General features: G+C 64.1%; 25 protein-coding genes. 15 read left to right on the forward strand and 10 right to left on the reverse strand.

All coding sequences use genetic code 11. The features are described 5' to 3' along the window. Positions 1 to 47 precede the first annotated feature (47 nt). The 3 genes from DYZ14_RS01450 to phnN are packed head-to-tail and all read left to right on the forward strand — an operon-like array spanning position 48 to position 2,498. On the forward strand, positions 48 to 737 hold the full coding sequence (locus DYZ14_RS01450) for a DUF1045 domain-containing protein (RefSeq protein ID WP_154719016.1): 690 nt from the start codon (positions 48 to 50) through the stop codon (positions 735 to 737). A gap of 19 nt (positions 738 to 756) precedes the next feature. After that, complete coding sequence (locus DYZ14_RS01455) at positions 757 to 1,896, forward strand: alpha-D-ribose 1-methylphosphonate 5-triphosphate diphosphatase (protein ID WP_154719017.1); 1,140 nt, start codon at positions 757 to 759, stop codon at positions 1,894 to 1,896. After that, positions 1,896 to 2,498, forward strand: a complete 603-nt coding sequence (gene phnN / locus DYZ14_RS01460; protein ID WP_232365399.1) for a phosphonate metabolism protein/1,5-bisphosphokinase (PRPP-forming) PhnN — start codon at positions 1,896 to 1,898, stop codon at positions 2,496 to 2,498. The genes DYZ14_RS01455 and phnN overlap by 1 nt, the downstream gene beginning before the upstream one ends. Before the next feature lie 9 nt (positions 2,499 to 2,507). On the opposite strand, the gene DYZ14_RS01465 is transcribed toward phnN, so the two are convergent. The 5 genes from DYZ14_RS01465 to pcaD form a co-directional block, all read right to left on the reverse strand. Beyond that, complete coding sequence (locus DYZ14_RS01465) at positions 2,508 to 3,554, reverse strand: 3-carboxy-cis,cis-muconate cycloisomerase (RefSeq protein WP_232365400.1); 1,047 nt, start codon at positions 3,552 to 3,554, stop codon at positions 2,508 to 2,510. A 166-nt stretch (positions 3,555 to 3,720) separates the two neighbouring features. After that, positions 3,721 to 4,338, reverse strand: coding sequence for a protocatechuate 3,4-dioxygenase subunit alpha (gene pcaG, locus DYZ14_RS01470; RefSeq protein WP_154719019.1), 618 nt, complete (start codon positions 4,336 to 4,338; stop codon positions 3,721 to 3,723). A gap of 1 nt (position 4,339) precedes the next feature. After that, positions 4,340 to 5,080: a protocatechuate 3,4-dioxygenase subunit beta gene (pcaH, locus tag DYZ14_RS01475; RefSeq protein ID WP_154719020.1), complete on the reverse strand. Its 741-nt coding sequence runs from the start codon at positions 5,078 to 5,080 to the stop codon at positions 4,340 to 4,342. Continuing rightward, complete coding sequence (gene pcaC / locus DYZ14_RS01480; RefSeq protein WP_154719021.1) at positions 5,077 to 5,493, reverse strand: 4-carboxymuconolactone decarboxylase; 417 nt, start codon at positions 5,491 to 5,493, stop codon at positions 5,077 to 5,079. Before pcaC ends, pcaH begins: the two co-directional genes overlap by 4 nt. A gap of 9 nt (positions 5,494 to 5,502) precedes the next feature. Continuing rightward, the gene (gene pcaD / locus DYZ14_RS01485; RefSeq protein WP_154719022.1) at positions 5,503 to 6,291 is read right to left on the reverse strand and encodes a 3-oxoadipate enol-lactonase; all 789 of its coding nucleotides are present in this window, start codon (positions 6,289 to 6,291) and stop codon (positions 5,503 to 5,505) included. Between the two features lie 90 nt (positions 6,292 to 6,381). Between pcaD and pcaQ the strand changes: the two genes are divergently transcribed. After that, a complete protein-coding gene (gene pcaQ, locus DYZ14_RS01490) occupies positions 6,382 to 7,308 on the forward strand; it encodes a pca operon transcription factor PcaQ (protein WP_154719023.1) in 927 nt (308 codons plus the stop codon). Between the two features lie 9 nt (positions 7,309 to 7,317). Here pcaQ and polA read toward each other — a convergent pair whose 3' ends face one another. Beyond that, on the reverse strand, positions 7,318 to 10,317 hold the full coding sequence (gene polA / locus DYZ14_RS01495) for a DNA polymerase I (protein WP_154719024.1): 3,000 nt from the start codon (positions 10,315 to 10,317) through the stop codon (positions 7,318 to 7,320). A gap of 395 nt (positions 10,318 to 10,712) precedes the next feature. On the opposite strand from polA, the gene DYZ14_RS01500 reads away from it, so the two are divergent. From DYZ14_RS01500 to dnaJ, 7 genes are all read left to right on the forward strand, one after another. Then, the gene (locus tag DYZ14_RS01500; RefSeq protein WP_154719025.1) at positions 10,713 to 11,144 is read left to right on the forward strand and encodes a MarR family winged helix-turn-helix transcriptional regulator; all 432 of its coding nucleotides are present in this window, start codon (positions 10,713 to 10,715) and stop codon (positions 11,142 to 11,144) included. 106 nt (positions 11,145 to 11,250) lie between these two features. Continuing rightward, positions 11,251 to 12,642, forward strand: coding sequence for a M20/M25/M40 family metallo-hydrolase (locus DYZ14_RS01505; RefSeq protein WP_154719026.1), 1,392 nt, complete (start codon positions 11,251 to 11,253; stop codon positions 12,640 to 12,642). Positions 12,643 to 13,057: 415 nt separating this feature from the next. Beyond that, positions 13,058 to 13,516: a YbaK/EbsC family protein gene (locus DYZ14_RS01510; protein ID WP_154719027.1), complete on the forward strand. Its 459-nt coding sequence runs from the start codon at positions 13,058 to 13,060 to the stop codon at positions 13,514 to 13,516. Between the two features lie 231 nt (positions 13,517 to 13,747). Next, positions 13,748 to 16,027 (forward strand): transglycosylase domain-containing protein, encoded by a 2,280-nt coding sequence (locus DYZ14_RS01515; protein ID WP_154719028.1) that lies wholly within the window; start codon positions 13,748 to 13,750, stop codon positions 16,025 to 16,027. A 311-nt stretch (positions 16,028 to 16,338) separates the two neighbouring features. Continuing rightward, positions 16,339 to 18,252, forward strand: coding sequence for a molecular chaperone DnaK (gene dnaK, locus DYZ14_RS01520; protein ID WP_154719029.1), 1,914 nt, complete (start codon positions 16,339 to 16,341; stop codon positions 18,250 to 18,252). Between the two features lie 107 nt (positions 18,253 to 18,359). Continuing rightward, on the forward strand, positions 18,360 to 18,725 hold the full coding sequence (locus DYZ14_RS01525; RefSeq protein WP_232365402.1) for a hypothetical protein: 366 nt from the start codon (positions 18,360 to 18,362) through the stop codon (positions 18,723 to 18,725). 4 nt (positions 18,726 to 18,729) lie between these two features. Then, positions 18,730 to 19,878 (forward strand): molecular chaperone DnaJ, encoded by a 1,149-nt coding sequence (gene dnaJ / locus DYZ14_RS01530; RefSeq protein WP_154719031.1) that lies wholly within the window; start codon positions 18,730 to 18,732, stop codon positions 19,876 to 19,878. Between the two features lie 76 nt (positions 19,879 to 19,954). Here dnaJ and DYZ14_RS01535 read toward each other — a convergent pair whose 3' ends face one another. Continuing rightward, positions 19,955 to 20,209 (reverse strand): hypothetical protein, encoded by a 255-nt coding sequence (locus DYZ14_RS01535; RefSeq protein ID WP_154719032.1) that lies wholly within the window; start codon positions 20,207 to 20,209, stop codon positions 19,955 to 19,957. A gap of 105 nt (positions 20,210 to 20,314) precedes the next feature. Between DYZ14_RS01535 and DYZ14_RS01540 the strand changes: the two genes are divergently transcribed. Next, positions 20,315 to 20,938 (forward strand): TetR/AcrR family transcriptional regulator, encoded by a 624-nt coding sequence (locus tag DYZ14_RS01540; RefSeq protein WP_154719395.1) that lies wholly within the window; start codon positions 20,315 to 20,317, stop codon positions 20,936 to 20,938. Here DYZ14_RS01540 and DYZ14_RS01545 read toward each other — a convergent pair. Further along, entirely contained in the window at positions 20,916 to 21,125 is a 210-nt protein-coding gene (locus DYZ14_RS01545; RefSeq protein WP_445292216.1) for a SlyX family protein, read from the reverse strand. The two genes, DYZ14_RS01540 and DYZ14_RS01545, sit on opposite strands and share 23 nt — an antisense overlap. Before the next feature lie 79 nt (positions 21,126 to 21,204). Further along, positions 21,205 to 21,492 carry a hypothetical protein gene (locus DYZ14_RS01550; protein ID WP_154719033.1) on the reverse strand — a complete coding sequence of 96 codons (288 nt, stop codon included), beginning with the start codon at positions 21,490 to 21,492 and terminating at the stop codon, positions 21,205 to 21,207. Positions 21,493 to 21,674: 182 nt separating this feature from the next. Here DYZ14_RS01550 and recF point away from each other — a divergent pair, with 182 nt between their 5' ends. The 3 genes from recF to DYZ14_RS01565 are packed head-to-tail and all read left to right on the forward strand — an operon-like array spanning position 21,675 to position 24,087. Further along, positions 21,675 to 22,796, forward strand: a complete 1,122-nt coding sequence (gene recF / locus DYZ14_RS01555) for a DNA replication/repair protein RecF (protein WP_154719034.1) — start codon at positions 21,675 to 21,677, stop codon at positions 22,794 to 22,796. Between the two features lie 50 nt (positions 22,797 to 22,846). After that, positions 22,847 to 23,614 carry a molybdopterin-synthase adenylyltransferase MoeB gene (gene moeB / locus DYZ14_RS01560; protein WP_154719035.1) on the forward strand — a complete coding sequence of 256 codons (768 nt, stop codon included), beginning with the start codon at positions 22,847 to 22,849 and terminating at the stop codon, positions 23,612 to 23,614. Further along, the gene (locus tag DYZ14_RS01565; RefSeq protein WP_154719036.1) at positions 23,611 to 24,087 is read left to right on the forward strand and encodes a GNAT family N-acetyltransferase; all 477 of its coding nucleotides are present in this window, start codon (positions 23,611 to 23,613) and stop codon (positions 24,085 to 24,087) included. The genes moeB and DYZ14_RS01565 overlap by 4 nt, the downstream gene beginning before the upstream one ends. A gap of 10 nt (positions 24,088 to 24,097) precedes the next feature. Here the strand turns inward: DYZ14_RS01565 and DYZ14_RS01570 are convergent, their stop codons facing one another. Beyond that, positions 24,098 to 25,102 carry a 2-hydroxyacid dehydrogenase gene (locus DYZ14_RS01570; protein ID WP_154719037.1) on the reverse strand — a complete coding sequence of 335 codons (1,005 nt, stop codon included), beginning with the start codon at positions 25,100 to 25,102 and terminating at the stop codon, positions 24,098 to 24,100. Between the last annotated feature and the right edge of the window lie 147 nt (positions 25,103 to 25,249).

Raw genomic sequence — 25,249 nt, forward strand, 5'->3', positions numbered from 1 at the left:
GATGACACGTCATTGTGGCGGCGACTTCATCTTACGAGGACCCACCCTTGCGCTATGCGCTCTATTTCACTCCCCCCGCCGACGATCCCCTGACCCGGAGCGCCGCCCAATGGCTCGGCCGCGATGCGTTCTCCGGGGAAACCATTGCTATCGAGGCGGCAGATGCGTTTCCCGCCGGAACCATGGCCAGCCTCACCGCCGATCCGCGGCGCTACGGATTTCACGCCACGCTCAAGGCGCCGTTCGAACTGGCCCCGGACCGGACCGAAGCAGAGTTGATCGCAGCGTTCGAGGGGTTTTGCGCCGTACATCCGGCCTTCGACATCCCGTCCATCGTGGTCGGTCAGCTCGGCCCCTTTTTCGCGCTGATCCCCGCCGAGACGCAACCGCCGCTGCAAGACTTCGCGACAGCCGTGGTGGAGACTTTCGAGCCGTTTCGCGCAGCCCTCACCGACGCCGATATCGCGCGGCGCAAGCCCGAGCGCCTGAGCGAGACTCAGCGCGCGTATCTGCTGCGCTGGGGCTATCCGTATGTCAGGGAGGAATTCCGCTTCCACATGACGCTAACCGGCCCGGTTGAACCTGAGCAGGCGGATGCCATGCGCGAGCTCGCATCTTCGCGCTTCGCCGCCTTCACCAACAAACCGCTCCAAATTTCCGGCCTCGCACTCTTCATCGAACCGGAACGGGGCGCACCCTTCACTGTCCACACCTGGCAGCCGCTCACCGGCGCCTGAACCATCGAAAGTCGATCGCATGTCCGCCGAAACCATTCTTTCCAATGCCCGCATCGTCCTTGACGACCAGGTCATCGAAGGCTCCGTCCAGATCCGCGACGGCCGCATCGCCGATATTTCGGAAGGCCCTATGCGCGCCGGCGAGGATTTTTCCGGAGACTATCTGATCGCCGGCCTCGTCGAGCTGCACACCGACCACCTCGAATCGCACTACTCGCCGCGCCCGGGCGTGCGCTGGGACAAGACTTCGGCGATCCAGGCGCATGACGCCCAGGTGGCAACCGCCGGCATTACCACGGTTTTCGACTGCCTGCGCATGGGCTCGGACGAGGACGGCGGCTTCGCGAAAGGCGAGATGCGCGAAATGGCCGATGCCATCCAGGCGGCCGAGCGCGCGGACAGGTTGCGCGCCGAGCATTTGATCCACTTGCGTTGCGAAGTATCCGCCGCAGACGTGCTCGATCATTTCTCCGATTTCGAGACCGACCCTTATGTGCGGCTGGTCTCGCTGATGGACCATGCGCCGGGGCAGCGGCAGTTCCAGACGATGGAACAGTACACGCTCTACTACAAGACCAAGCGCGGTCTGTCGGATGAGGCCTTTGCCCATTTCGTCGCCCGCCGCCAGGAATCCTCGGCGATATACGCAGCCCCCCACCGTGACGCACTGGCACGTGTCTGCGCCGCGCGCGGCATCACGGTCGCCAGCCATGACGATGCGACGCTCGACCACGTCGAGGAGGCCAAGGGCTACGGGGTGCGGCTTGCCGAATTCCCGACCAGCCTCGAAGCCGCCGATGCGTCGCACCAGGCCGGCATGAGCGTGCTGATGGGGGCACCGAACGTGGTGCGCGGCAAATCCCATTCCGGCAATATTGCCGCACGCGATCTCGCCGGTCGTGGCGTCCTCGACGTCCTTTCGTCCGACTACGTGCCGCTAAGCCTGCTGCATGCGCCCTTTGTTCTGGCCGACGATTTCGACGACATCAGCCTGCCCCGGGCGCTTGCCATGGTCACCTCGACGCCCGCTCGCACTGTCGGACTTGACGATCGCGGCCGGATCGCGCCTGGTCTGCGGGCCGACCTGGTTCGGGTGCGCCGAGACAATGGCGTGCCGGTGGTGCGCTCGGTGTGGCGCGAGGGGCGCAGGGTCGCTTGATGGACAGCCGGACCGGCAGATTGCGGAGACAGGGTTCGGCGGGCACGATGGTCGCCATCGTCGGGCCGAGCGGCGCCGGCAAGGACAGCCTCATCCACCTGGCGACGCAACATTTCGCCGGCCGGCCGGACGTGCATTTCGTCCAGCGGGTGATCACGCGGCCGGCCGATTCCGGCGGCGAGCAGCACCGCGGGGTATTGCCCGCCGAGTTCGAGGCGATGCGGGAGCAAGGCGCTTTCGCGGTCGACTGGGACGCCCATGGCCTCAGCTACGGCATTCCCGCCTCGGTGCATGAGAAGCTGGCGCTCGGCCATCTGGTGGTCGCCAACGGGTCGCGTTCGGCGCTGCCGCACTGGGCCAAGGCGTTTCCGTCTCTTCTGGTCATCAATGTCACGGCTTCGCCGGAGGTGCTCGCGGAACGCCTGGTTGCGCGCGGCCGTGAAAGCCGGGAAGAAATCCTCGAGCGGCTGAAGCGTGGGTCCCTCGCTGTCGATGGCGACTACGACGTCGTCACCATCGACAACAGCGGCGCACTCGCCGAGGCGGGGGCAAACCTGATCTCGACGCTCGAGGCGGTGCTGGCGGGTCGCGCCAGGGGCTGACCCCGCCAGTCAGTCGGGATCGCCGAGACGTTCGACCGAGCCAAGCAGCGACGCGGCATGCGCGAGTGCTGCCGCGGTCGCCTCGATCATCTGCGGCAGGATCAGCCATTCCAGCGTCCAGGCGCTGCCGGAGCGTTCCTGTTCATGCACCAATGCCTGATGAATGCCCGCGAGTTGCGTGGCATTGTAGCGGGCAAGGGTCACCAGCACTTCGGCAAGGATGGGGTTGCGCTTGTGCGGCATGGCCGAGGAACCGCCCGCGCCGGCGATCTCGATCTGGTCGATGCCGTTCTGCGCCATCAACGCGATGTCGAGGCCGACCTTGCCGAGCGCGCCCGTGACCCTGGACAGGAAGGAAGCGAGATCGGCGATGCGGTCCCGATCGGTATGGGGCACGTATTCCGGCACCGACAGGCCCAGTTCCTGCGCCATGGCGACCCGTACCGGATCGATCTTGTCACCAAATTTTTCCGCCGTGCCGGCCGCCCCGGCGAGCGACAGGATCAGCAGCCGGTCGGCCACGGCGGGAAGCGCCGCAGCAAGCTGCGCCAACGCCTTGCGCCAGACGGAGAGGCGATCGCCGACATCGATGAGGATTGCGGCCTGCATGCGGGAGCGGGCCATCAGCGGCCGGTCTCCGAACCTGTCGATCAGGTCGGCGAGAATACGGTCGACAGCCTCGAACCGCTGCTTGAGCAGCGCGAAGACGGGTTTGAGCTTGAGGGCAAGCGCCGTGTCGACCACATCCTGTGTGGTTGCGCCGAAATGCAGGGCCGATGCGGCTTCACCGCCGATCGCCTGGCGCATCTGTGAGACAAGGTCCGGCACCGGGACACCGTCCTTCAGCGTCGCCTGGGTCAGGCGGATCATATCCGGCCGGAAATGCTCCAGCCTGTCCGCGATCGTCGCCGCAGCCGCGGCGCCCACCAGTCCGCTGGCGGCTTCGGCGCGCGCAAGCGCCACCTCGAAGCGGAGCATGGCGGCAAGATCCGCCGCCTCCCCCAGCATGGCGGATACTTCGGCATCGCCGAGCAGGCGGTTATGATAAGGCAACATCGTCAACGCCATAAGTCAAACGCACTCCAATTCGAAGGCTCCACCCTCACCGAAACACTCGCCGATCGTCAACAATTAACAACGATCAAGGCACGCAGCCGCTAAAAGACGGCGCGCCCCTCCCAAAGGCTGGGAGAGGCTCGCCGCCCGCGTCGGAGCGTAGGGGTCAGATGTCGAAGAACACCGTTTCGTTCTCACCCTGCAGGTGGATGTCGAACGTGTAGGTGTCGCCTTCGCGGCTGGCAATCAGGGTCGGAACGCGCACCTTGTGCTCGATGCGCGCCAGCACCGGATCGGCGGCATTCGCCTCCGCGTCGTCTGAGAAGTACATGCGGGTATGCAGACCGATGTTGATGCCGCGCGCCACGATCCACATCGTGATGTGCGGCGCCATCAGCCGACCGTCGTTGAACGGCACGCGGCCGGGCTTGATCGTCTGGAAGACGAATTCGCCGGTGTCCATGTGCGCCGGGCAGCGTCCCCAGCCGAGGAAATGTGGGTCGGCCTTGCCGCGCGTCTCCGACGGGCTGTTGTAGAAACCGTCGGCGTCGGCCTGCCAGATTTCGACCATCGCATCCTTGAGCGGCGTGCCCGAGCCATCGATGACGCGGCCGCGAATGGTGATGCGCTCGCCACGGGTCTTGTCATCATAGAGCGGTCCGGAACCGAGATCCTTCTCATAAACGCCCTCGATGCCGGTGAAGCTGGGCGTGCAACCGATATGGACGTAGGGACCTGCGGTCTGGGAGGCCGATTCCTTGAGGTAGCCGAGTGATTGTACCATGTCAGTTGCCCTCCTTGCGATTTTCGAACAGCGTCGAGCGACGGCCGCGCAGCACGATGTCGAACTTGTAGGCGCGCATGTCGTGCGGCATGGTGGCGTTCATGTCGAGCGGGGCGATCAGCCGCTCGATCGCCTCCTTGTCCGGGATCGTCTTGACGATCGGGCAGATCCAGATCAGCGGATCGCCTTCGAAATACATCTGGGTGATCAGCCGCTGGGCAAAGCCGTGGCCGAAGATCGAGAAGTGGATATGCGCCGGGCGCCAGTCGTTGACGCCGTTCGGCCAGGGATAGGGGCCGGGCTTGATCGTCTTGAACCAGTAGTAACCGTCCTCGTCGGCGATGGTGCGGCCGACGCCGCCGAAATTGGGATCGAGCGGCGCAAGATAGGTATCTTTCTTGTGCCGGTAGCGACCGCCGGCATTGGCCTGCCAGAACTCGACGAGCGCGCCGGCGACACCGCGCCCGCGTTCATCCACGACGCGGCCATGCACCAGAATGCGCTGGCCGATCGGGCTTTCGCCGGGCTTGGCATAGTTGGCGATCAGGTCGTTGTCCAACTCGTTGAGCATGTTGTGGCCGAAGACCGGGCCGGTGATCTCGCTCTTCGTTCCTTCGAGCGACAGCAGCGCACGCTGCGGAGAGCGCAGCACGCTGGTCTTGTACCAAGGCGTGTAGGCTGGCGGGTGCATCTCGCGGTCGCGGGGGAAAAATGCCCCCGTCTCGGGCTTCATATTGTTCATCGTCCTTCCTCCCTTTCACTGTCGGCTTCCATCTGCTGGAGCGCATTCCTGGCAATCTTGATCGCGTGGTTCGCGGCCGGCACCCCGGCATAGATCGCCACATGAAGCAGCGCTTCCATGATGTCGTCGGGCGTCGCACCGGTGTTCTTCGTCGCCCGCACATGCATGGCCACCTCGTCGTGGTGGCCAAGGGCGGCGAGCAGCGCGATGGTCACCATCGAGCGCTCGCGCTTGGTCCAGGTCGGTCGTGACCAGACATGGCCCCAGGCAGCCTCCGTGATCAGGTCCTGGAACGGCTCGTCGAAGGCGGTCTTCGACTTTTGTGCCTGATCCACATAGCTGTCGCCGAGCACGCTGCGGCGGGTCGCCATGCCCTGATGGTAGCGGGGAGACTTTTCCGGGGCTTGGCTCATGTCAGTCCTTCATGCCTTCTTGAGAAACGATTGCAGCAGTTCGGCCAGTTCCTCCGGCTGCTCGACGCAGGGAATATGGCCGCAGCTCTCGATGATCTCGAACCGGGCGTTCGGGATTGCGCCAGCCATCGCCTCGACCAGTTCCGGCGGGGTGGAGCCATCCTGATCGCCCACCACGCAGAGGACGGGGACGGAGATCGTCGCGAGCGCATCGGTGAAATCGGTGTCGCGGATCGCCGCGCAGGTGGCGGAATAGCCGTTCGCAGGCTGGCGGGTCATCATCAGCCGATAGCCGGCGAGGTCGTCCGCACGCTCGTTGTGGAAGTCCGGCGTGAACCAGCGCTGCATCACATTGTCGGCTATGCTTTCCAGCCCACCCTTGGCAATCGCGTCGATGCGCGCGTTCCAGATGTCCGCGGTGCCGATCTTGGCCGCCGTGTCGCACAGCATGAGCTTCTTCACCAGGTCCGGCCTTTTCTGCCATACCCCCTGGCAGATGAGTCCGCCGACCGACAGGCCGCAGAACACCGCCCGCTTGATGCCGACATGCTCGACCAGTGCAATCAGGTCATCGACCAGGTCGCCCATGTCGAACGGCTTGTCGGCGTCGCCGGTCAGGCCATGGCCGCGGCTGTCGTAGAGCAGCACGGATATATCTTCGCTGATTTCATCGAACAGCGGCAGCCAGATGCGGAAATCCGTGCCGAGCGAGTTCGAGAAGACGACGAGATTCTTCGCGTCGGGTTCGCCGAGAAGCTCGTAGTGAACTGTGATGCCGTTGATAGTGGCGAAGGCCATGGGATTCTCCTCACTGGGTGAAACGATATTCGATGCATTTTGGTGGGTAAAATGATATTTCCTCCCCAACCCATAATCAAACTGGCATGAATGATGGATCAGCGGATCAAGTTCAGACACCTTCAGACGTTCCTTGAGGTCGCACGCCAGAGAAGCGTGGGCAAGGCCGCAGATGCACTGGCGATCACCCAGCCGGCGGTGACCCGGACGATGCGGGAACTCGAGGATATCCTTGGGGTGGCTCTGCTGGAGAAGGACGGTCGCGGCATCCGCGTCTCGCATTTCGGCGAAGTATTTCTGAAACATGCCGGAGAAAGCCTTGCCGCCGTGCAGCGCGGAATGGACTCGCTTGCCCAGGCGCTCAAATCGGAAGGACCGCCCGTCCGCATCGGCACATTGCCCACTGCGTCCGCGACCATCATGCCCGATGCGGTGGCCGAATTCCTGGCGATTGGAACGGGCAGCCAGGTCACCATCGTCTCTGGAGAAAACCGCGTCCTGCTCAATTCGCTGAGACTGGGGGAACTCGATCTGGTGGTCGGGCGGCTGGCGGCGCCGGAACACATGACCGGCCTTAGCTTCGAGCCCCTCTACAGCGAGGAAGTGGCGATCATCGTTTCACCGAACCACCCGCTGCTCGCCCGACGCAACTTCACGCTCGGGGCGCTGGCCAACTACACCGTGCTGATGCCGACGAAGAACTCGGTCATCCGGCCCTTCGTCGACCGGCTGCTGTTGACCAACGGCATTCCGGAACTGCCGAACACGGTGGAAACCGTCTCCGATTCCTTCGGCCGCGCCTTCGTCACGCGCCACAACGCCATCTGGTTCATCTCGCGCGGGGTGGTGGCCGACGAATTGCAAAGCGGCCGGTCGGCCGAGCTGGAGATCGACATGGGCGAGACGCGGGGTGCGGTCGGGCTGACGACGCCGGCGGCCGTTGAGCCAAGTGCTGCGCTCGCCCTGATGAAACAGACGATCCGCAACCATGTGGCGGCGCGGACTGCGCTGATCTGAACCTGCTCGTCAGTGCGCCTCGTCCCAATTGTGCGCGGCGCGGGCATCGACCTTGAGCGGCACGCGCATGGAAACGGCCGGCATGGCGGCATGCTCCATGGTCGCAACGATGATCGGCATGGCGGCCTCGACCGCCTCGTCCTCGACCTCGAAGATCAGTTCGTCATGCACCTGCAAAAGCATGCGTGCCCGTTCCTTCAGGCCGGCCGTCTCGAGCGCCGGCTCGACCTTGATCATGGCGCGGCGGATGATGTCGGCGGCCGAGCCCTGGATCGGGGCGTTGATCGCTGCGCGCTCGTTGAAGGCGCGCATCGACGGGTTGGACGACCTGATTTCCGGATAGTGGGCGCGACGGCCGAAGATGGTTTCGACATAGCCGTTTTCGCGGGCAAAGGCCTTGGTGCTTTCCATGTAGTCCTTGATGCCCGGAAAGCGCTCGAAATACTTCTTGATGTAGTCGCCGGCTTCCGACCGCTCGATGCCGAGCTGGTTGGCCAGCCCGAAGGCGGAAATGCCGTAGATGATGCCGAAATTGATCGCCTTGGCGCGGCGGCGCACTTCCGACGGCATGCCCTCGACCGGCACGCCGAACATTTCGGAAGCCGTCATCGCATGGATGTCGATGCCGTCGGCGAAGGCCTGGCGCAGCTGCTGGATATCGGCGACATGGGCCAGCACGCGCAGCTCGATCTGGCTGTAGTCGGCCGACAGCAGCTTGTGCCCCGGGGTCGAGACGAAGGCGGTGCGGATCTTGCGGCCCTCGGCGGTGCGCACCGGAATGTTCTGCAGGTTTGGTTCGGACGAGGACAGGCGGCCGGTCGTCGTTGAAGCGAGCGAATAGCAGGTGTGAACGCGCTTTGTCTCAGGGTGGACGAAGCCCGGAAGGGCGTCCGTATAGGTCGATTTAAGCTTGGTCAGCTGGCGCCAGTCGACGATCTTGCGCGGCAGCGGCGCACCTTCGGCGGCGAGGTCTTCCAGCACCTGGGCCGAGGTGGACCATTGGCCGGTCTTCGTCTTCGAGCCGCCGGGAAGGCCCATGCGGCCGAACAGGATGTCGCCGAGCTGCTTGGGCGAACCGATGTTGAAGCGCTCGCCGGCGAGTTCATAGATCTCGTCCTCGAAGGCGGCTGCCTTCTGGCCGAGTTCGCCGGACAGGCGCGACAGGATCTGCCGGTCGATCGAGATGCCCCGCTCTTCCATGTCGGCGAGAACCGGGATCAACGGGCGCTCCAGCCGCTCGTAGATGCGCGTCAGCTTGTCGGCCGCGAGCCGGGGTTTGAGCACCATCCACAGGCGCAGCGTCACGTCCGCGTCTTCCGCGGCATAGGCGGTCGCCTTGTCGATATCGACATGATCGAAGGTGACCGACGACTTGCCGGTGCCGGCGACATCCTTGTAGGCGATCGGCGTGTGGCCGAGCCATTTCTCAGAGAGGCCATCCATGCCGTGATTGCCCTTGCCGGCATCCAGCACATAGGACATCAGCATGGTGTCGTCGAAGCCCTTGATGACGACGCCGTAACGCTTCATCAGCAGGTAGTCGTATTTGAGGTTCTGGGCGACCTTGAGGATCGACGGGTCTTCGAGCAGGCTTTTCAGTGCATCGAGCGCCGCCGCCATCGGGATCTGGCCCTCGGCCAGCTTCAGGCCGTCGCTGAACAGGTCGTCGCGGCCGGTCTTGTGGCCAAGCGGCACATAGGCGGCGCGAATGTCGGTCGAGCCGGACTGCTGGCCATTGTCGGCGATGGCCAGCGAGAAACCGACCAGCTCGGCCAGCATCGGATCGATGGAAGTCGTCTCGGTATCGAAGGCAACAAGGCCGGTTTCGCGCGCAGCATCGATCCAGGCATTCAGCGTATCGAGGTCGCGGATCGTCTGGTAACCGGTCGTGTCGATCTTGGCGCCATGGAACGCTGCCGCGCGCGCGGAGGCCAGATCCGCCGGTCTCGGATCGCCGGTCGTCGGTGATGAAAGCTGGGCTGCCTTGCCGGCCTCAACCGGTGCGGCGGACGGAGCGGAGGCCCCGCCATTTGCCGGTACTGCTGCGTCGAGGTCCGGTCCGTGGGCGGCTGGCCCCCATTCGACAGTGACCGGAGCCGGCTCGATGGCGGAGGCATCACAGCCGCAAGCCTCGGCGACGCGACGCGTCAGCGTGGTGAATTCCATCGTCTTCAGGAAACCAATCAGCCTCGGTCCGTCCTGCTTTTCCAGCACCAGGGCATCGAGCGGCATTTCGAGCGGCACATCGGTTTTCAACGTCACCAGCTGGCGCGACAGGCGCACGAGATCGGCATTGGCGATGATGCTTTCGCGGCGCTTGACCTGCTTGATCTCGCTTGCACGGGCCAGCAGTGTATCGAGATCACCGAACTCCTCCAGCAGCTGGGCCGCCGTCTTCGGGCCAATACCGGGAACGCCGGGCACATTGTCGGTCGAATCGCCGGTCAACGATTGCAGGTCGATCATCTTTTCCGGTGGCACGCCCCATTTTTCCACGACGTCGGGAATGCCGATCTGCTTGTCCCTCATGCTGTCATACATGTGGACCGTGGGGGTGACGAGCTGCATCAGGTCCTTGTCGGAGGAGATGATGGTGACGTCGGCGCCGATCGCCTCTGCCTGGCGGGCATAGGTGGCGATCAGGTCGTCGGCCTCGAAACCCTCGGTTTCGATGCAGGGCAGGTTGAAGGCGCGGGTCGCCTGGCGGATCAGGCCGAACTGCGGGACCAGCTCTTCCGGCGGCGCCGACCGATTGGCCTTGTACTGCGGATAGAGTTCCTTGCGGAAGGTCTTGGACGAATAGTCGAAAATGACGGCGAAGTGGGTCGGCGTCACCCCGACATTCGTGTCACGCGCGTCCGTCAGCAGCTTCCACAGCATGTTGCAGAAACCCGAGACGGCGCCAACCGGCAGCCCGTCGGACTTGCGGGTCAGCGGAGGAAGGGCGTGGAAGGCGCGGAAGATGAAGCCCGAGCCGTCGACGAGGAAGAGATGATCGCCTTTTTTCATGTCGGCATGGATAGCGCGGGGCGTTCGAGGCGTCCATATAAACTTGGCGCGGGAACCCGGCCGCAAACACGGAAACGTTACGAATTTGTAATCCGGTCTTCCCTTGAAAAACCATATTTCACCGCACATTTGATAGTCACCGGCGCCTGATCACGCCGCAGTCTGAAAGAGGCTCGTCCCCCGCCGCTTCAGACTGGACAAAGGCCTTATCCCCCTCTCCGGGCCTTTGTCCCTCGTTTCGAAGCCGCCATCGCGTCCGCCTCCACGCAATGGCGGCTTCTTCACGTCCCGGCCATGGTTTTCCCTCGCCGCCCAGCCATCGGAACTCCGCAGACAGAGATAGATCGCCTACGATTTATTCTTGAGGGAAGCCGCAAACAGGCTTACCCATTGGCATGGCCCGAAATCGCTCCGATTCCGCCACCTATCTCGCCGGTCAACTGGCCAAGGGATTTGCCCGCGCCCTGCAGGTGCGTGCGGCGAAACTGGGATTTTCGGCCGGCCAGCTGCCCATTCTGATAGAACTGTGGAACGAAGAGGGGCTGACCCAGAAGCAGCTCCTCGACAGAGTGGACATCGAACAGGCGACCATGGCCAATACGCTGTCGCGCATGGAGCGCGACGGCCTGATCGAGCGCCGCCCCCATCCGACCGATCGCCGGGCCCAGCTCGTTTACCTCACCGGCAAGGCACGCGACATGAAGGACGAGGCGCTTTCCGCAGCTGACGAGGCCGACCAGGCGTTGTTTGCCGGATTTCGCCGCTTCGAGAAGGAGCTGATGCTCGAATATATCCGCTGGGCGGTCGACAACGCCCGCAAGCTGTGAGCGGAAACCCTCCGCCCCACGACGAAATTTAATGTCGACCGGCCTCGAATCCCAAAAGCCTTTGGTCTATCGTCCCGCCGATTTTCAAATTTGCAGGATAAATGCCATGACCGATATTTCCGCCGTGCTTGCCAGCGCCGACAAGGCCTTGCCGCAGAGCCTCGACCGGCTGTTCGACCTCGTCCGTATCCGCTCGATCTCGACCGATCCGGCCTACAAGGCAGAGTGCCGCAAGGCCGCCGAGTGGCTGGTTCAGGAACTGACCGCGCTCGGCTTTACGGCTTCGGTGCGCGACACACCCGGTCACCCCATGGTCGTCGCCCATCACGCCGGCGCGACGGCAAACGCGCCGCATGCCCTGTTTTACGGCCACTACGACGTCCAGCCGGTCGATCCGCTGAACCTTTGGGAAAACGATCCCTTCGCCCCGGCAATCAAGGAAATCGAGCCCGGCCGCAAGGTGATCACCGGCCGCGGCACTTCCGACGACAAGGGACAATTGCTGACCTTCGTCGAAGCCTGCCGCGCCTACAAGGCGGTCCATGGCAGCCTGCCGATCGAGATCACCATCCTGTTCGAGGGCGAGGAAGAATCCGGCTCGCCGTCCCTGAAGCCCTTCCTTCTGGCCAATGCCGAAGAGCTGAAGGCCGATTATGCACTGGTGTGCGACACCAGCATGTGGAACACCGAGACGCCGGCGATCGCCGCTGCGCTGCGCGGCCTGGTCGGCGAGGAAATCACCATCACGGCTGCCGACCGCGACCTGCATTCCGGCCTGTTCGGCGGTGCCGCCGCCAACCCGATCCACATCCTGGTCGACATCCTGGCCGGGCTGCATGACGAAACCGGCCGCATCACCTTGGCCGGCTTCTACGACGGGGTCGAGGAGACGCCGGCCAACATCAAGGCATCGTGGGAAACGCTCGGCCGCACGGCGGAAGGCTTCCTTGGGGAAGTGGGCTTGTCTGTGCCCTCGGGCGAAAAGGGCCGCTCGGTGCTCGAGCTCACCTGGGCGCGGCCGACGGCGGAAGTCAACGGCATTACCGGCGGCTATACCGGCGAGGGTTTCAAGACGGTGATTGCGGCCAAGGCCTCGGCCAAGGTGTCGTTCCGTCTGGTCGGAGACCAGGACCCGGCGAAGATCCGCGAGAGCTTCCGCGTCTATGTCCGCTCGAAGATCCCGGCCGACTGCTCGGTCGATTTCCATGAGCATGGCGGCTCGCCGGCGATCCAGTTGTCCTACGATTCGCCGGTTCTGACCAAGGCCAAGAACGCGCTTTCCGACGAATGGCCGAAGCCGGCCGTCGTCATCGGCATGGGCGGATCGATCCCGATCGTCGGCGATTTCCAGAAGATGCTCGGCATGGACTCGCTGCTGGTCGGTTTCGGCCTGACCGACGACCGCATTCATTCGCCGAACGAGAAGTACGACCTGAACTCGTTCCACAAGGGCATCCGCTCGTGGATCCGCATCCTGGATGCACTCGCTTCGGCCTGACCAGGAAGTAGCGCGCTGTCCCTTGTGGCAGCGCGCCTCGCCTTCGAGGCCCACAGGGAGGCCGATGGTCCGCGAGGGCAAAAACGCAAAAAGGCCGGGAGTTACCCGACCTTTCCTCTGCCGTTTCGACGCCCGTGCCAGTACATCCGTGGTCAGGGGCGGAAACGAGCAATGCGCATTTCCGGACATTGGCCTCAGCCTCTCGGCATCGGCGCGCGTCCCATGATCATTAGAATGACCTGAAGTGATTAACGAAAGGTTAACGCCTCGCTCATTCCTGATCCGAAACGCTGCAACCATCTTGTAGCGGCCGCAGCATTTGTTGGACCTCAAATGGGAAGCCCGGACCTGCTTATCAAGGGGTCTTCTCGGACGAGGCTTGCCTGTCGATGACAGCTGCGGATAAATTAGGCCCATGAGCCTCCAGTCCGTCCGTTCCTTCTTTGCCGAAAAAGCCCCCGACATCGACGTCATCGTCACCGATGCGAGTTCGGCGACCGTAACGCTTGCCGCCGAAGCTCATGGCGTCGAACCGGACCAGATCGCCAAGACGATCTGCCTGAGGATCGGCGACGACGTCGTGCTGGTGGTGACCGCCGGCACCAGACGACTCGACAATCGCAAGTTCAAGGACCGCTTCGGCGTCAAGCCGCGCATGCTGGGGCCGGAAGACGTGGTCGAGGTCACCAGCCATCCGGTCGGCGGCGTCTGTCCGTTCGGCCTGCCCTCACCCCTCAAGGTCTATTGCGACGTGTCGCTGAAATCGTTCGACCAGGTCGTGCCCGCCGCCGGCGCCACCAATTCGGCGGTCCACATTGCGCCCGGCCGCATGGCGGAACTGACCAATGCCGAGTGGGCGGATCTCTGCCAGTAGGACGGTATCCATCACGCGCCGGAGCGCGCTGGCTCATCGCAGGGCCGAAGGAACGGCGCGACAGGGGAATGTTTACCGCGTGTTAACCCCCCCTTAAATAGCCGCATTTAGACTCCAATCCTCCGGCCGCGCCTTCCTGCTTGTCATGCGGCTGCAACACACAGCGCAAAGCGCGTCACGGCAAAGGCCAAGGACGCTGGCGCACAGGTTTCTGGAGCAAGATCGCCGGCCATGGCAAGCAGAGGCAAATCCCGTGAACGCGTCGAGCCGACCTTCGAGGAGGAGGACGAGCGCGGTGACGAGCTTCGCGTCGATGCCGGCGACCGGATCGGCGGCAAGCGCACGGGCCGGGGCACCAAGGCAAAGACCGGCAAGACGGCAAAGGCCGCGCCCAAGTCGCGCTCGTCGGGCCGCGGCAGGGGCAAGACGAAGCGCAGTTCTAGCGGTTTGTCCGGCCTGCTCGGCCGGCTGATCTACTGGTGCATCGTGCTCGGCATCTGGGGCGCGATCGGCGTCGGCGGGATCGTCATGTATTACGGCGCGCGCATGCCGAGCGCCAGTTCCTGGTCGATCCCCGAGCGTCCACCCAACCTCAAGGTCGTCTCCGTCGAGGGAACCGTCATCGCCAATCGCGGCGCGACCGGCGGCGAGGCGCTGGCGCTCGAAGACATGTCGCCGTTCATACCGCAGGCGGTCATGGCCATCGAGGACAGGCGCTTCTATTCGCATTTCGGCGTGGATCCACTCGGGCTTGCCCGCGCGGTGGTGACCAACCTGGCCAGCGGCCGTACGGTGCAGGGCGGGTCGACGCTGACGCAGCAGCTGGCGAAGAACCTGTTCCTCTCACCCGAACGCACGATCGAACGCAAGATCCAGGAAGTGCTCCTGTCCTTCTGGCTCGAACACAAGTTCACCAAGGACCAGATCCTGGCGATGTATCTCAACCGCGTCTATTTCGGCTCGAACGCCTATGGCGTGGAGGCGGCATCGCGGCGCTATTTCTCCAAGTCGGCCCGCGATGTGAACCTCGGCGAGGCCGCACTGCTGGCCGGCCTGCTGAAGGCTCCGTCGCGCCTTTCCCCGGCACGCGACCCTGAAGCCGCCGAAGCGCGCGCGCAGGTCGTTCTCGGCGCCATGCGCGAGGAAGGCTTCATCTCCGACGACGAGACCAAGACGGCGATGTCGCAGACCCCGACCACGGCCAAGCGCTACTGGACCGGTGCCGGCCAATACGTGGCCGACATGGTGCTCGACGAAACCAAGCGCCTCATCGGCACGATCAGCGAGGATCTCGTCGTCGAGACAACGATCGACATGACCCTCGAGAAGAAGGCCGAGGCCGTGATCGTCGAAAGCCTCGAGGCCGAGGGTGACAAGCTCAAGGCCTCACAGGCCGCGCTCGTATCGATCGACGGCACGGGGGCGATCCGCGCCCTGGTCGGCGGCAAGGACTATGCCGAGAGCCAGTTCAACCGCGCGGTAAAGGCCAGGCGCCAGCCGGGCTCGGCCTTCAAGCCGTTCGTCTACGCCGCGGCGCTGGAAACGGGCGTGCGCCCCGAATCCACCCGCAATGACGCACCTGTCAGGATCGGAAACTGGACTCCGGAGAACTATGACGAAAAATATCGCGGGCCTGTCACCATTTCCCATGCGCTGGCCAATTCGCTGAACACCATTGCCGCGCAGCTGGTGATGGAGGTGGGTCCGGACCATGTCATCAAGCTTGCCCACCGGCTCGGCATCGAATCGGAGCTGCAATCCAATGCCTCGATCGCGCTCGGCACGTCGGAAGTGTCGCTGCTCGAGCTGACGGCCGCCTATGCGCCCTTCATGAACGGCGGCTACAAGGCGACGCCGCACATCATCCGTCGCATCTCCACCGCCGAAGGCAAGGTGCTCTATGAGAACGACTATGCCGAACCGCCCCGCGTGCTCGGCGAACCCGTGGTCGCCGCCATGAACCGCATGCTGAAGGGCGTCATCACCGACGGCACCGGCAAGAAGGCCCGTCTCGACGGCTGGGAAGCAGCGGGCAAGTCCGGCACGACCCAGTCCTTCCGCGACGCGCTGTTCGTCGGCTATACCAGCAACCTGACGACCGGCGTATGGTTCGGCAATGACGACGGCCAGTCGATGAAGAAGGTGACGGGCGGCGGGCTTCCCGCCAAGGCATGGCACGATTTCATGACGGCCGCCCATGCAGGCCTGACGCCCGTACCTCTCGCCGGCGAAGACTATGTCGAGCCGCAGGCGCAACCGATGACGATCGGCACCATCCTTTCGGACGTTTTTTCCGGCGGAGAAGAGCGCTATCCGGCTGCGCCCAACGCGCCCGCCGTCCGGCAAGAGGAGGCCCCGCGGGCAGGCGGGCCGCCGGCGGAAATCCCGCAGGCCGATCCGTATCAACAGGGGGCGGGCGGACCTGTTCCGCCAGCCGATGTCGGCACTCCATCACCGGTCCAGCCGGCGAGCCGTCGCACGACCCTTCTGGACATCATCATGGGGCAATGAGCCCAGACGTCTTGTTTCGGCGCGTGGCAGGAACCATCTTTTCGCATGCAGCCCGGCACAAGGCTTGACCGCTATCGGTCTAGCCGAGTTCGCAGCAATTTTCGGGCCGCAAAAAGGCCGGGCAATCGGCGCCAATCTGTTCTTTTTACAGGATTACGCCCCGTTTCCAGCCTTGCAGTCAGAAAAACCGCTTCTTATATACGCGACATAACCGCAGCCAAGGCTGCGAGATCCCAGACCATCCACGTCGAGGGGCCGTCAGGGGAATGCCTTTCGGGGGTTCCGACGGCCTGCTTCAAGGAGAGAATGACATGGCTAAAGTAATCGGTATCGACCTTGGAACGACCAATTCCTGCGTTTCCGTCATGGACGGCAAGGACGCGAAGGTCATCGAGAATTCCGAAGGCGCGCGCACGACCCCGTCGATGGTTGCCTTCACCGACGACGGCGAGCGCCTCGTCGGCCAGCCGGCCAAGCGCCAGGCCGTGACCAACCCGACCAATACCCTCTTTGCCGTCAAGCGCCTGATCGGCCGCCGTTATGAAGACCCGACCGTCGAGAAGGACAAGGGTCTCGTTCCCTTCCCCATCGTCAAGGGCGACAATGGCGACGCATGGGTCGAAGCCCAGGGCAAGGCCTATTCTCCGGCACAAATCTCCGCCATGATCCTTCAGAAGATGAAGGAAACGGCAGAAGCCTATCTCGGCGAGAAGGTCGAAAAGGCAGTCATCACCGTTCCCGCCTACTTCAACGACGCGCAGCGCCAGGCAACCAAGGATGCCGGCCGCATCGCTGGTCTCGAAGTCCTGCGCATCATCAACGAGCCGACGGCTGCAGCGCTTGCCTATGGTCTCGACAAGAAGGACGGCAAGACCATCGCCGTCTACGACCTTGGCGGCGGCACCTTCGATATTTCGGTTCTTGAGATCGGTGACGGCGTCTTCGAAGTGAAGTCGACCAATGGCGATACCTTCCTCGGTGGTGAAGACTTCGACATGCGTCTGGTCGAATATCTCGCAGCCGAGTTCAAGAAGGACCAGGGCATCGACCTGAAGAACGACAAGCTTGCCCTGCAGCGCCTCAAGGAGGCTGCTGAAAAGGCCAAGATCGAACTGTCGTCCTCGCAGCAGACCGAGATCAACCTGCCGTTCATCACGGCGGACGCTTCCGGTCCGAAGCACCTGACGTTGAAGCTGACCCGCGCCAAGTTCGAAAGCCTGGTCGATGATCTCGTCCAGCGGACCGTTGCGCCGTGCAAGGCCGCTCTCAAGGATGCCGGCGTGACCGCCGCCGAGATCGACGAAGTGGTTCTGGTCGGCGGCATGAGCCGCATGCCGAAGGTCCAGGAAGTGGTGAAGCAGCTGTTCGGCAAGGAGCCGCACAAGGGCGTGAACCCGGATGAAGTCGTCGCCATGGGCGCGGCGATCCAGGCCGGCGTTCTGCAGGGCGACGTCAAGGACGTCCTGCTGCTCGACGTGACCCCGCTGTCGCTCGGCATCGAGACCCTCGGTGGCGTCTTCACCCGTCTGATCGATCGCAACACGACGATCCCGACGAAGAAGAGCCAGACCTTCTCGACCGCCGAAGACAACCAGAATGCGGTGACCATCCGCGTTTCGCAGGGCGAACGCGAAATGGCGGCCGACAACAAGCTGCTCGGCCAGTTCGACCTCGTCGGCCTGCCGCCGGCTCCGCGTGGCGTCCCGCAGATCGAAGTGACCTTCGACATCGACGCCAACGGCATCGTCCAGGTTTCGGCCAAGGACAAGGGCACCGGCAAGGAACAGCAGATCCGCATCCAGGCCTCGGGCGGCCTGTCCGACGCCGACATCGAGAAGATGGTGAAGGACGCCGAGGCCCATGCCGAGGAAGACAAGAAGCGTCGTGCCGGCGTCGAAGCCCGGAACCATGCCGAGAGCCTCGTCCATTCGACGGAAAAGTCTCTCAAGGAGTATGGCGACAAGGTTTCGGAGACCGATCGCAAGGCCATCGAGGATGCGATCGCCGCGCTCAAGGGCGCGATCGAAGCTTCCGAGCCTAACGCCGAGGATATCCAGGCCAAGACCCAGACCCTCATGGAGACTTCCATGAAGCTTGGCCAGGCGATCTATGAAGCCCAGCAGGCCGAGGAAGGCGCAGGCGCCTCCGAAGGCGGCAAGGACGACGATGTCGTCGATGCCGACTACGAGGAAGTCAAGGACGACGACGCAAAGAAGTCGGCCTGATGCAGCGGCCTGAGCGACGCTTTACCTTCAAGAGGCTGGCCTTCGGGCCAGCCGCATTTTCATTGGCCCTGTGTGCGAGCGCCGTTTCGGCGCAGGACGATGGCCAAATGGAAGCGGTCTTTCGCAAGGTGAGCGCCGCCGAGGCCACCATCGCCAAGGCGATCGGCGCGGGCGACAGCCGGCTACTCTCCAGGACAGGCACGGAACTCGGCCGGATCATAGAGGCGGCGTTGAAGCGCCGCGAGGATGGCGGGACCGTGACGTCCTGCGACCTGGCGGCCCATTCCCTGGCCTTTCTCGCCGTGTCGGTGGCTGACGGACTGGCCAACAAGGGCGAGCCCCGCCGCATGCTGATCGAAGATGCACGCGCCGCGGCGTCTGACTTCCAGAAGGACATGGCCGGCTGCGAGAAGCAGGCCGGCAAGAGAACTGGCAGCCACACGAGCGTGGAGAAAGCTTTGAGAGCTTTGTAAGACCATGGCAAAAGCAGATTTCTACGAGACCCTCGGGGTCACCAAGACCGCTGACGAGAAGGAGCTGAAGAGCGCCTTTCGCAAGCTGGCGATGAAATTCCATCCGGACAAGAATCCGGGCGACGCCGAGGCCGAGAAGAAGTTCAAGGAACTCAACGAGGCCTATGAGACGCTCAAGGACCCGCAAAAACGTGCCGCCTATGACCGTTTCGGCCATGCCGCCTTCGAGCAGGGCGGCGGCGCCGGCTTCCATCCGGGCGGCGGCGGTTTTGCCGGTGGTGGTTTCTCCGATATTTTCGAGGACATATTCGGCGAGATGATGGGCGGCGGGCGTGGCGGCCGGGCCCGCTCGACCGGTGGTCGCGAACGCGGTGCCGACCTGCGCTACAACATGGAAATCTCGCTCGAGGAATCCTTCACCGGCAAGACCGCGCAGATCAGGGTTCCGACCTCGATCACCTGCGAGGTCTGCACCGGGACCGGGGCCAAGCCGGGAACCCAGCCGACGACCTGCGCCACGTGCCAGGGAACGGGCCGCATCCGCGCGGCGCAAGGCTTCTTCTCGATCGAGCGGACCTGTCCGACCTGCCACGGCCGTGGCCAGACCATCTCCGACCCCTGTGGCAAGTGCCATGGACAGGGCCGGGTTACGGAAGAGCGGTCCCTGTCGGTCAACATCCCCGCCGGCATCGAGGACGGCACCCGCATCCGCCTTCAGGGCGAGGGCGAGGCCGGCCTCAGGGGCGGTCCGGCGGGCGATCTCTATATCTTCCTGTCGGTCAAGCCGCACGAGTTCTTCCAGCGTGACGGGGCGGATCTCTATTGTACCGTGCCGATCTCGATGACGACGGCCGCCCTTGGCGGCACGTTCGACGTGGTGACGCTCGACGGTGCCAAGTCGCGCGTCACCGTCCCGGAAGGCACCCAGCCCGGCAAGCAGTTCCGCCTGAAGGGCAAGGGCATGCCGGTTCTGCGTTCGACGCAGACGGGCGACCTTTATATCCAGATCCAGATCGAGACGCCGCAGAAGCTGACCAAGCGGCAGCGGGAACTGCTGCAGGAGTTCGAGCAGTTGTCGTCGAAGGAGAACAATCCGGAATCGACGGGCTTCTTCGCCCGGATGAAGGACTTCTTCGATACGCTGAGCGACTGAGCGGATCAGTCAGTTTTGGCGAGACTTCAAGCGAGCCGGAGACCTCTCCGGCTCGCTTCTTTTTTGCGCTCCGACCTCAGGCGACCGCCGGGCGAGGTTGGCGAAGGATGAACCAGGCGAACCGGCGCTGAATGGTCGGCGCGATCCCGTAGACGATGCTGAAGACCATGACGGGGGCCAGGATGGCTGTTCGCTCCCACAGCGGCCAGCCATCGGTCAGCGGCATCAGCACATAGAGGATGGCCGTGACGAAGGGGTAGACGGCCGCCAGCATCAGGATGGACAGGCGGAGCTTGGAGGGGACGGGACGGGTGGCGGAAATATCGGACATCTGCTTCTCCATAAGAACGATACGTTTCGTTCTATATAGGAACGGATCGTTTCGTTCAATAGGAAACCATGCTATGGCAATGAGAAAATCGGAGGCAGCGTGACAATGACGAAACAGGCGGAGAACCGGCGCACCTCGATCGGCTCGCAGCGCAATCCGGCGAGCGAGGAGGCCATTCTCAAGGCCGCGCAGGACATCCTGCTCGAAGGCGGCCTGTCCGCATTTTCGATCGAGGCGGTCGCGCGGCGGGCCAAGGCGGGGAAGCCGACGATCTACCGCTGGTGGCCGTCCAGAGCCGCGCTGCTGCTCGACGTCTACCATCGCCAGAAGGACGGCGTTCCCCATCCTGACACCGGGGATATTCGCAAGGATCTCTCGCTGTTCCTCGCAGGCCTGCTCGGTTTCTGGCGTGATGGCGGAGGGGCGATCTTCCGCTCCATCATCGCCGAAGCGCAGAGCGATCCCGGCGCGTTGGAGGCCCTGCAGGCCTATGCCATATCCAGATGCCGGCAGAGCGGCGCCATCCTGAAACGCGGACAGGCGCGCGGCGAGGTTCGGGTGGACATCGATCCGGCGCTGTTGATCGAACTCTTCTCCAGCTTCGCCTGGAACAGGCTGCTCACCAGCCGGCTGGACGTCGCCCGAGAGGAAATCGAGCAGATCGTCTCGGCCGTGGTGGACGGTGTCGCCGTGCAGAAACAGGCTTTCAGTAGTGAGGTGGCCGGGTGATGGCGGGCGCTTCTAGCCCCTGCTCCTCGAGCGACAGGAAGCGCTCGGTCAACCGATCAAGCTTGGCGCGGGTCTGCTCGACCACCTTCCACTGTTCCGTGATCTGGTCGGAGAGTTCCTCGATGACCCGGGCCTGATGCGCCACCGTTTCTTCCAGCCGCAAGATGCGGTCTTCCGGGTCGGCCATAATCTGCTCCCTTTGTTGGTCAAAGGCGGTTCTGGCGGATGTCCGCCGCCCGGTCAACCGGCGGATGAGTTCCCCGGGGCTAGCGCTGCTTCTTTTTCTTGTAGGGCATCAGCATGATGGCCGATGCGGTCACCGCCGCGGCAAAGGTGAGCGCCAGCGGAATGGCGATCATCGCCGCGGGCAGATAGGGGTTGCGGCTGTGCCCGAGATGGCTGCCGAGCCCGCCAATATCCAGCCAGATCAGCAAGACGGCGACGGCAAGGCCGAGACCCGCGCCGAACAGTGCGTTGGTACCGAGGAAACGCAGCATTTCCCAATGATCGCGGCGCGCCTCTTCCGGTGTCAGTTCGTCTCGATCGGTATTCATGTGCCTGTCCCTGCTATCCCCCCGGCGAAACGACCCAATACACCCATGCCGCACGATGGTCCATGCGTCGGAACGTCCGCGCCCTGCCGATCGTTCCGTGCCTTGTCCGGGAAAAGCCCGCGCCCGCCTTGCCATCGACGGCCTTTCAGCCTAGCTCAGGGATAGACCGAACCCGGACCATCATGACGCACAAGACCTCGATCCACCGGCTGAAGCTCACGGATTTCCGCAACTATGCGACCGCGGCCCTTGCGCTCGACGGGCGGCACGTCGTGCTGACGGGGGAGAATGGCGCCGGCAAGACCAACCTGATGGAAGCCGTATCCTTCCTGTCGCCCGGCCGGGGCCTGCGCCGGGCGGTGCTGGCGGATGTCGCGCGCGTTGGCGCACCGGGCGGCTTTTCGGTCTTCGCCGAGGTCGACGGCATCGAGGGCGAGGTCGAGATCGGCACGGGCTCGGAGGGCGAAGGCGAGAGCGTGGTTCGGCGACTGCGCATCAACGGAACGCCGGCCAGATCGGTCGACGAGTTGACCGACCACTTGCGCATCCTCTGGCTGACACCCGCCATGGACGGCCTGTTCACCGGCTCCGCCTCGGAACGCCGCCGGTTCCTCGACCGGCTGGTCCTGTCCCTCGATCCGGCACACGGCCGCCGCGCCAGCGACTTTGAACGGGCCATGCGCAGCCGCAACAAGCTGCTGTCGGAAGGGCGGTTCGATCCGGCCTGGCTCACCGGCATCGAACAGCAGATGGCCGGGCTCGGCGTGGCGATGATGCTCGCGCGCCGGGAAATGCTCGGGCTGCTGGCCGGCCTGACCGCCCGGCAGGACGATTCGAGCTTCCCTTCGGCGCAACTCGCCCTCAGCGGCTTCCTCGATGAGGAAGGTGAAGCACCGGCGATCGAGATCGAGGACAGATATCTCGCGGCGCTTGCCACTGGCCGCTATCGCGACGCGGCCGCCGGCCGGACGCTGGAAGGTCCGCACCGCGCCGATCTTCTGGTCCGCCATGCCGACAAGGACATCGAGGCGGAACGCTGTTCGACCGGCGAGCAGAAGGCCTTGCTTGTCGGCCTGGTGCTTGCCCATGCGCGCCTGGTCGCGACCATGACCGGCCACGCGCCCATCCTCCTGCTCGACGAGATCGCCGCCCATTTCGACGAGGGTCGGCGCGCAGCCTTGTTCGACCGCATCGACGCGCTGGGCGGCCAGGCCTTCATGACCGGCACGGACCGGGCGATGTTCTCGGCGCTCGGCGAGCGTGCCCAGTTCGTCACGGTCCGCGACAGCGTGCTCTCCGCCTGACGGCCTTCACCGCCTTCCCCAAGCGCGCCAACCGTGCGATCATTGCTTTCATGGATCCGCTCAGCCCCGACGAAATCTCCCGCTATCACCGGCATATCCTGCTCCCCGAGATCGGCGGACAAGGCCAGCAGAAACTCAAGGCCGCCCGTGTCATGGTGATCGGTGCCGGCGGACTGGGGGCGCCTGCCCTGTTGTATCTTGCCGCCGCCGGCGTCGGCACGCTCGGCATTGCCGACGACGATCATGTCTCGCTCTCCAACCTCCAGCGCCAGGTGATCCACGACAGCGGCACGATCGGCGAGGAGAAGACGGAGAGCGCCGCGCGCTCAATTGCCCGCCTCAATCCCCATGTCCGGGTGCGGCGTTTCGAGGCGCGTTTCGACGGTGCGTTCGCCGCGACGCATCTCGGCGGCTTCGACCTGCTGATCGACGGTTCCGACAATTTCGACACGCGCTATGCGGCCGCCGATGCCGCCGAAGCGCGGCAGATCCCGCTTGTGACGGGCGCCGTGGGTCGGTTCGACGGTTCGCTGACCGTGCTGAAGCCCTATGAGGCGAATGCCGAAGGAGAACCCAATCCGGGTTATCGCGACCTCTTCCCCCAACAGCCGCCGGCCGGGCTGGTGCCGGCCTGCGCCGAGGCCGGCATCGTCGGTGCCCTGACAGGGGTGATCGGCACGCTGATGGCAATGGAGGCGATCAAGCTGATCACCGGGATCGGCGAGCCCCTCGTGGGCCGCCTGCTGCTCTACGACGCGCTGTCGGCGCGGTTCGACACGATCCGCTATCGGCGGCGCAAGACTGCGCCTTCGCCATGAAGACCGAGATCGTGCGCATCGGTGCAGACTTCGACCGCTACGCGGAACTGCACGAACTGATCCTCGCGGCCTTCGCCTTCATGGACGGGCGGATAGACCCGCCCTCCTCCGCCCACGGGCTGACGCCGTCCTCACTGCGGCAAAAGGCCGCGCAGGAACTGGCCTTTGCCGCGATCGACAATGAAGGATTGATCGGCTGCGTCTTCCTCAAGCCGGAGGCGACGGCCCTCTATATCGGCAAGCTCGCCGTCCATCCCTCGGCGCAAGGCAAGGGCGCAGGCCGGTTGCTGCTCGAGCGCGCCGAAGCAACCGCCCGGCAACTCGGGCTTTCCAGTCTCCGGCTGGAGACCCGCGTCGAACTCGCCGAGAACCACCGGCTCTTTGCCGCCTGGGGCTTTGCCAAGACCGCGGAAAACCGTCATGCCGGCTATGATCGAACCACCTCGATCGAGATGCGCAAGTCGCTCGCCTGACGGAGCGTGTTCAGTTGCGGCCGGGCAGCACGCGGTTCGGCGGACGATGGCCGTCGAAATAGGTGCGGATGTTGATGATCACCTTGTCGCCCATGTCGATGCGCCCCTCGATGGTCGCCGAGCCGGTATGCGGCAGGAGCACGACCTTACCCTCGTTGGCCAACTTGACCAGTTTCGGATTGACCGCCGGCTCCTTTTCGAACACGTCGAGGCCCGCGCCGGCGATCCGCCCTTCGCGCAAACTCTGGATCAATGCGTCCTCGTCGATGATGTCGCCGCGCGCGGTGTTGACGATGTAGCTGTTCGGCTGCATCAGCGCGAGACGCCGTGCCGACAGGAGATGGAAGGTGGCCGGCGTCGACGGGCAGTTGACCGAGACGATGTCGACGCGGGCGAGCATCTGGTCGAGGCTGTCCCAGTAGGTCGCTTCCAGTTCATCCTCGGTCGCCGGATTGACCCGCTTGCGGTTGTGGTAGTGGATCGACAGGCCGAAGGCCTTGGCGCGGCGGGCGACGGCCGTGCCGATGCGGCCCATGCCGATGATGCCGATGCGCTTGCCCCAGATGCGCCGACCGAGCATCCAGGTCGGCGACCAGCCCGTCCATTCGCCAGGTTTGTCCATCAGGATCCGCGCCCCTTCGACCAGACGTCGCGGCACGGCCAGAATGAGCGCCATGGTCATGTCGGCGGTGTCTTCGGTCAGCACATTCGGCGTGTTGGTGACCGTGATGCCCTTTCTGGCGGCGGCATCGACGTCGATGTGGTCGATGCCGTTGGAAAAGCTGGCGATCAGCTTCAGCTGTGGCCCCGCCCGCTCGATCAGGGCCGCGTCGATGCGATCGGTCACCGTCGGCACCAATACGTCCGCGGTCTTCACCGCCGCGACGAGTTCGGGCTGGGTGCGCGGCTTGTCGTCGATATTGAGCTCCGCCTCGAACAGTTCGCGCATGCGGGTCTCCACGGCGTCCGGCAATTTCCGGGTGATGTAGACCTTGGGTCTTTTCCTGTTCGTCATGGGAAGAATCGATACCTTGTTCAGAGGTCGTTAACCAAGACGGGGGATAATTTCCCCGTTCAGGGCATTTTCTACCAAACCCGTCAGCGAAGACAAACAAAACCTCGCAGGTCGGCGCCCGTTTTCTGGCGAGACCGGCTGACCGGA

Origin of the sequence: Ciceribacter sp. T2.26MG-112.2 (assembly GCF_900492205.1) — a bacterium.
Lineage (GTDB): Bacteria > Pseudomonadota > Alphaproteobacteria > Rhizobiales > Rhizobiaceae > Allorhizobium > Allorhizobium naphthalenivorans_A.

Excerpts from the sequence above, each read along its gene's own strand:
- DYZ14_RS01500 (WP_154719025.1), top strand. The coding sequence starts at position 10,713 with ATGGCCCGAAATCGCTCCGATTCCGCCACCTATCTCGCCGGTCAACTG.
- recF (WP_154719034.1), top strand. The coding sequence starts at position 21,675 with ATGACGCACAAGACCTCGATCCACCGGCTGAAGCTCACGGATTTCCGC.
- DYZ14_RS01465 (WP_232365400.1), bottom strand. The coding sequence starts at position 3,554 with ATGTTGCCTTATCATAACCGCCTGCTCGGCGATGCCGAAGTATCCGCC.
- DYZ14_RS01510 (WP_154719027.1), top strand. The coding sequence starts at position 13,058 with ATGAGCCTCCAGTCCGTCCGTTCCTTCTTTGCCGAAAAAGCCCCCGAC.
- DYZ14_RS01535 (WP_154719032.1), bottom strand. The coding sequence starts at position 20,209 with ATGTCCGATATTTCCGCCACCCGTCCCGTCCCCTCCAAGCTCCGCCTG.
- DYZ14_RS01505 (WP_154719026.1), top strand. The coding sequence starts at position 11,251 with ATGACCGATATTTCCGCCGTGCTTGCCAGCGCCGACAAGGCCTTGCCG.
- DYZ14_RS01525 (WP_232365402.1), top strand. The coding sequence starts at position 18,360 with ATGGAAGCGGTCTTTCGCAAGGTGAGCGCCGCCGAGGCCACCATCGCC.
- pcaD (WP_154719022.1), bottom strand. The coding sequence starts at position 6,291 with ATGGCCTTCGCCACTATCAACGGCATCACAGTTCACTACGAGCTTCTC.
- polA (WP_154719024.1), bottom strand. The coding sequence starts at position 10,317 with ATGAAAAAAGGCGATCATCTCTTCCTCGTCGACGGCTCGGGCTTCATC.
- dnaK (WP_154719029.1), top strand. The coding sequence starts at position 16,339 with ATGGCTAAAGTAATCGGTATCGACCTTGGAACGACCAATTCCTGCGTT.
- dnaJ (WP_154719031.1), top strand. The coding sequence starts at position 18,730 with ATGGCAAAAGCAGATTTCTACGAGACCCTCGGGGTCACCAAGACCGCT.
- DYZ14_RS01515 (WP_154719028.1), top strand. The coding sequence starts at position 13,748 with ATGGCAAGCAGAGGCAAATCCCGTGAACGCGTCGAGCCGACCTTCGAG.
- pcaQ (WP_154719023.1), top strand. The coding sequence starts at position 6,382 with ATGATGGATCAGCGGATCAAGTTCAGACACCTTCAGACGTTCCTTGAG.
- moeB (WP_154719035.1), top strand. The coding sequence starts at position 22,847 with ATGGATCCGCTCAGCCCCGACGAAATCTCCCGCTATCACCGGCATATC.
- DYZ14_RS01455 (WP_154719017.1), top strand. The coding sequence starts at position 757 with ATGTCCGCCGAAACCATTCTTTCCAATGCCCGCATCGTCCTTGACGAC.
- pcaC (WP_154719021.1), bottom strand. The coding sequence starts at position 5,493 with ATGAGCCAAGCCCCGGAAAAGTCTCCCCGCTACCATCAGGGCATGGCG.
- DYZ14_RS01540 (WP_154719395.1), top strand. The coding sequence starts at position 20,315 with ATGACGAAACAGGCGGAGAACCGGCGCACCTCGATCGGCTCGCAGCGC.
- DYZ14_RS01545 (WP_445292216.1), bottom strand. The coding sequence starts at position 21,125 with ATGGCCGACCCGGAAGACCGCATCTTGCGGCTGGAAGAAACGGTGGCG.
- pcaH (WP_154719020.1), bottom strand. The coding sequence starts at position 5,080 with ATGAACAATATGAAGCCCGAGACGGGGGCATTTTTCCCCCGCGACCGC.
- pcaG (WP_154719019.1), bottom strand. The coding sequence starts at position 4,338 with ATGGTACAATCACTCGGCTACCTCAAGGAATCGGCCTCCCAGACCGCA.
- phnN (WP_232365399.1), top strand. The coding sequence starts at position 1,896 with ATGGACAGCCGGACCGGCAGATTGCGGAGACAGGGTTCGGCGGGCACG.
- DYZ14_RS01565 (WP_154719036.1), top strand. The coding sequence starts at position 23,611 with ATGAAGACCGAGATCGTGCGCATCGGTGCAGACTTCGACCGCTACGCG.
- DYZ14_RS01550 (WP_154719033.1), bottom strand. The coding sequence starts at position 21,492 with ATGAATACCGATCGAGACGAACTGACACCGGAAGAGGCGCGCCGCGAT.
- DYZ14_RS01570 (WP_154719037.1), bottom strand. The coding sequence starts at position 25,102 with ATGACGAACAGGAAAAGACCCAAGGTCTACATCACCCGGAAATTGCCG.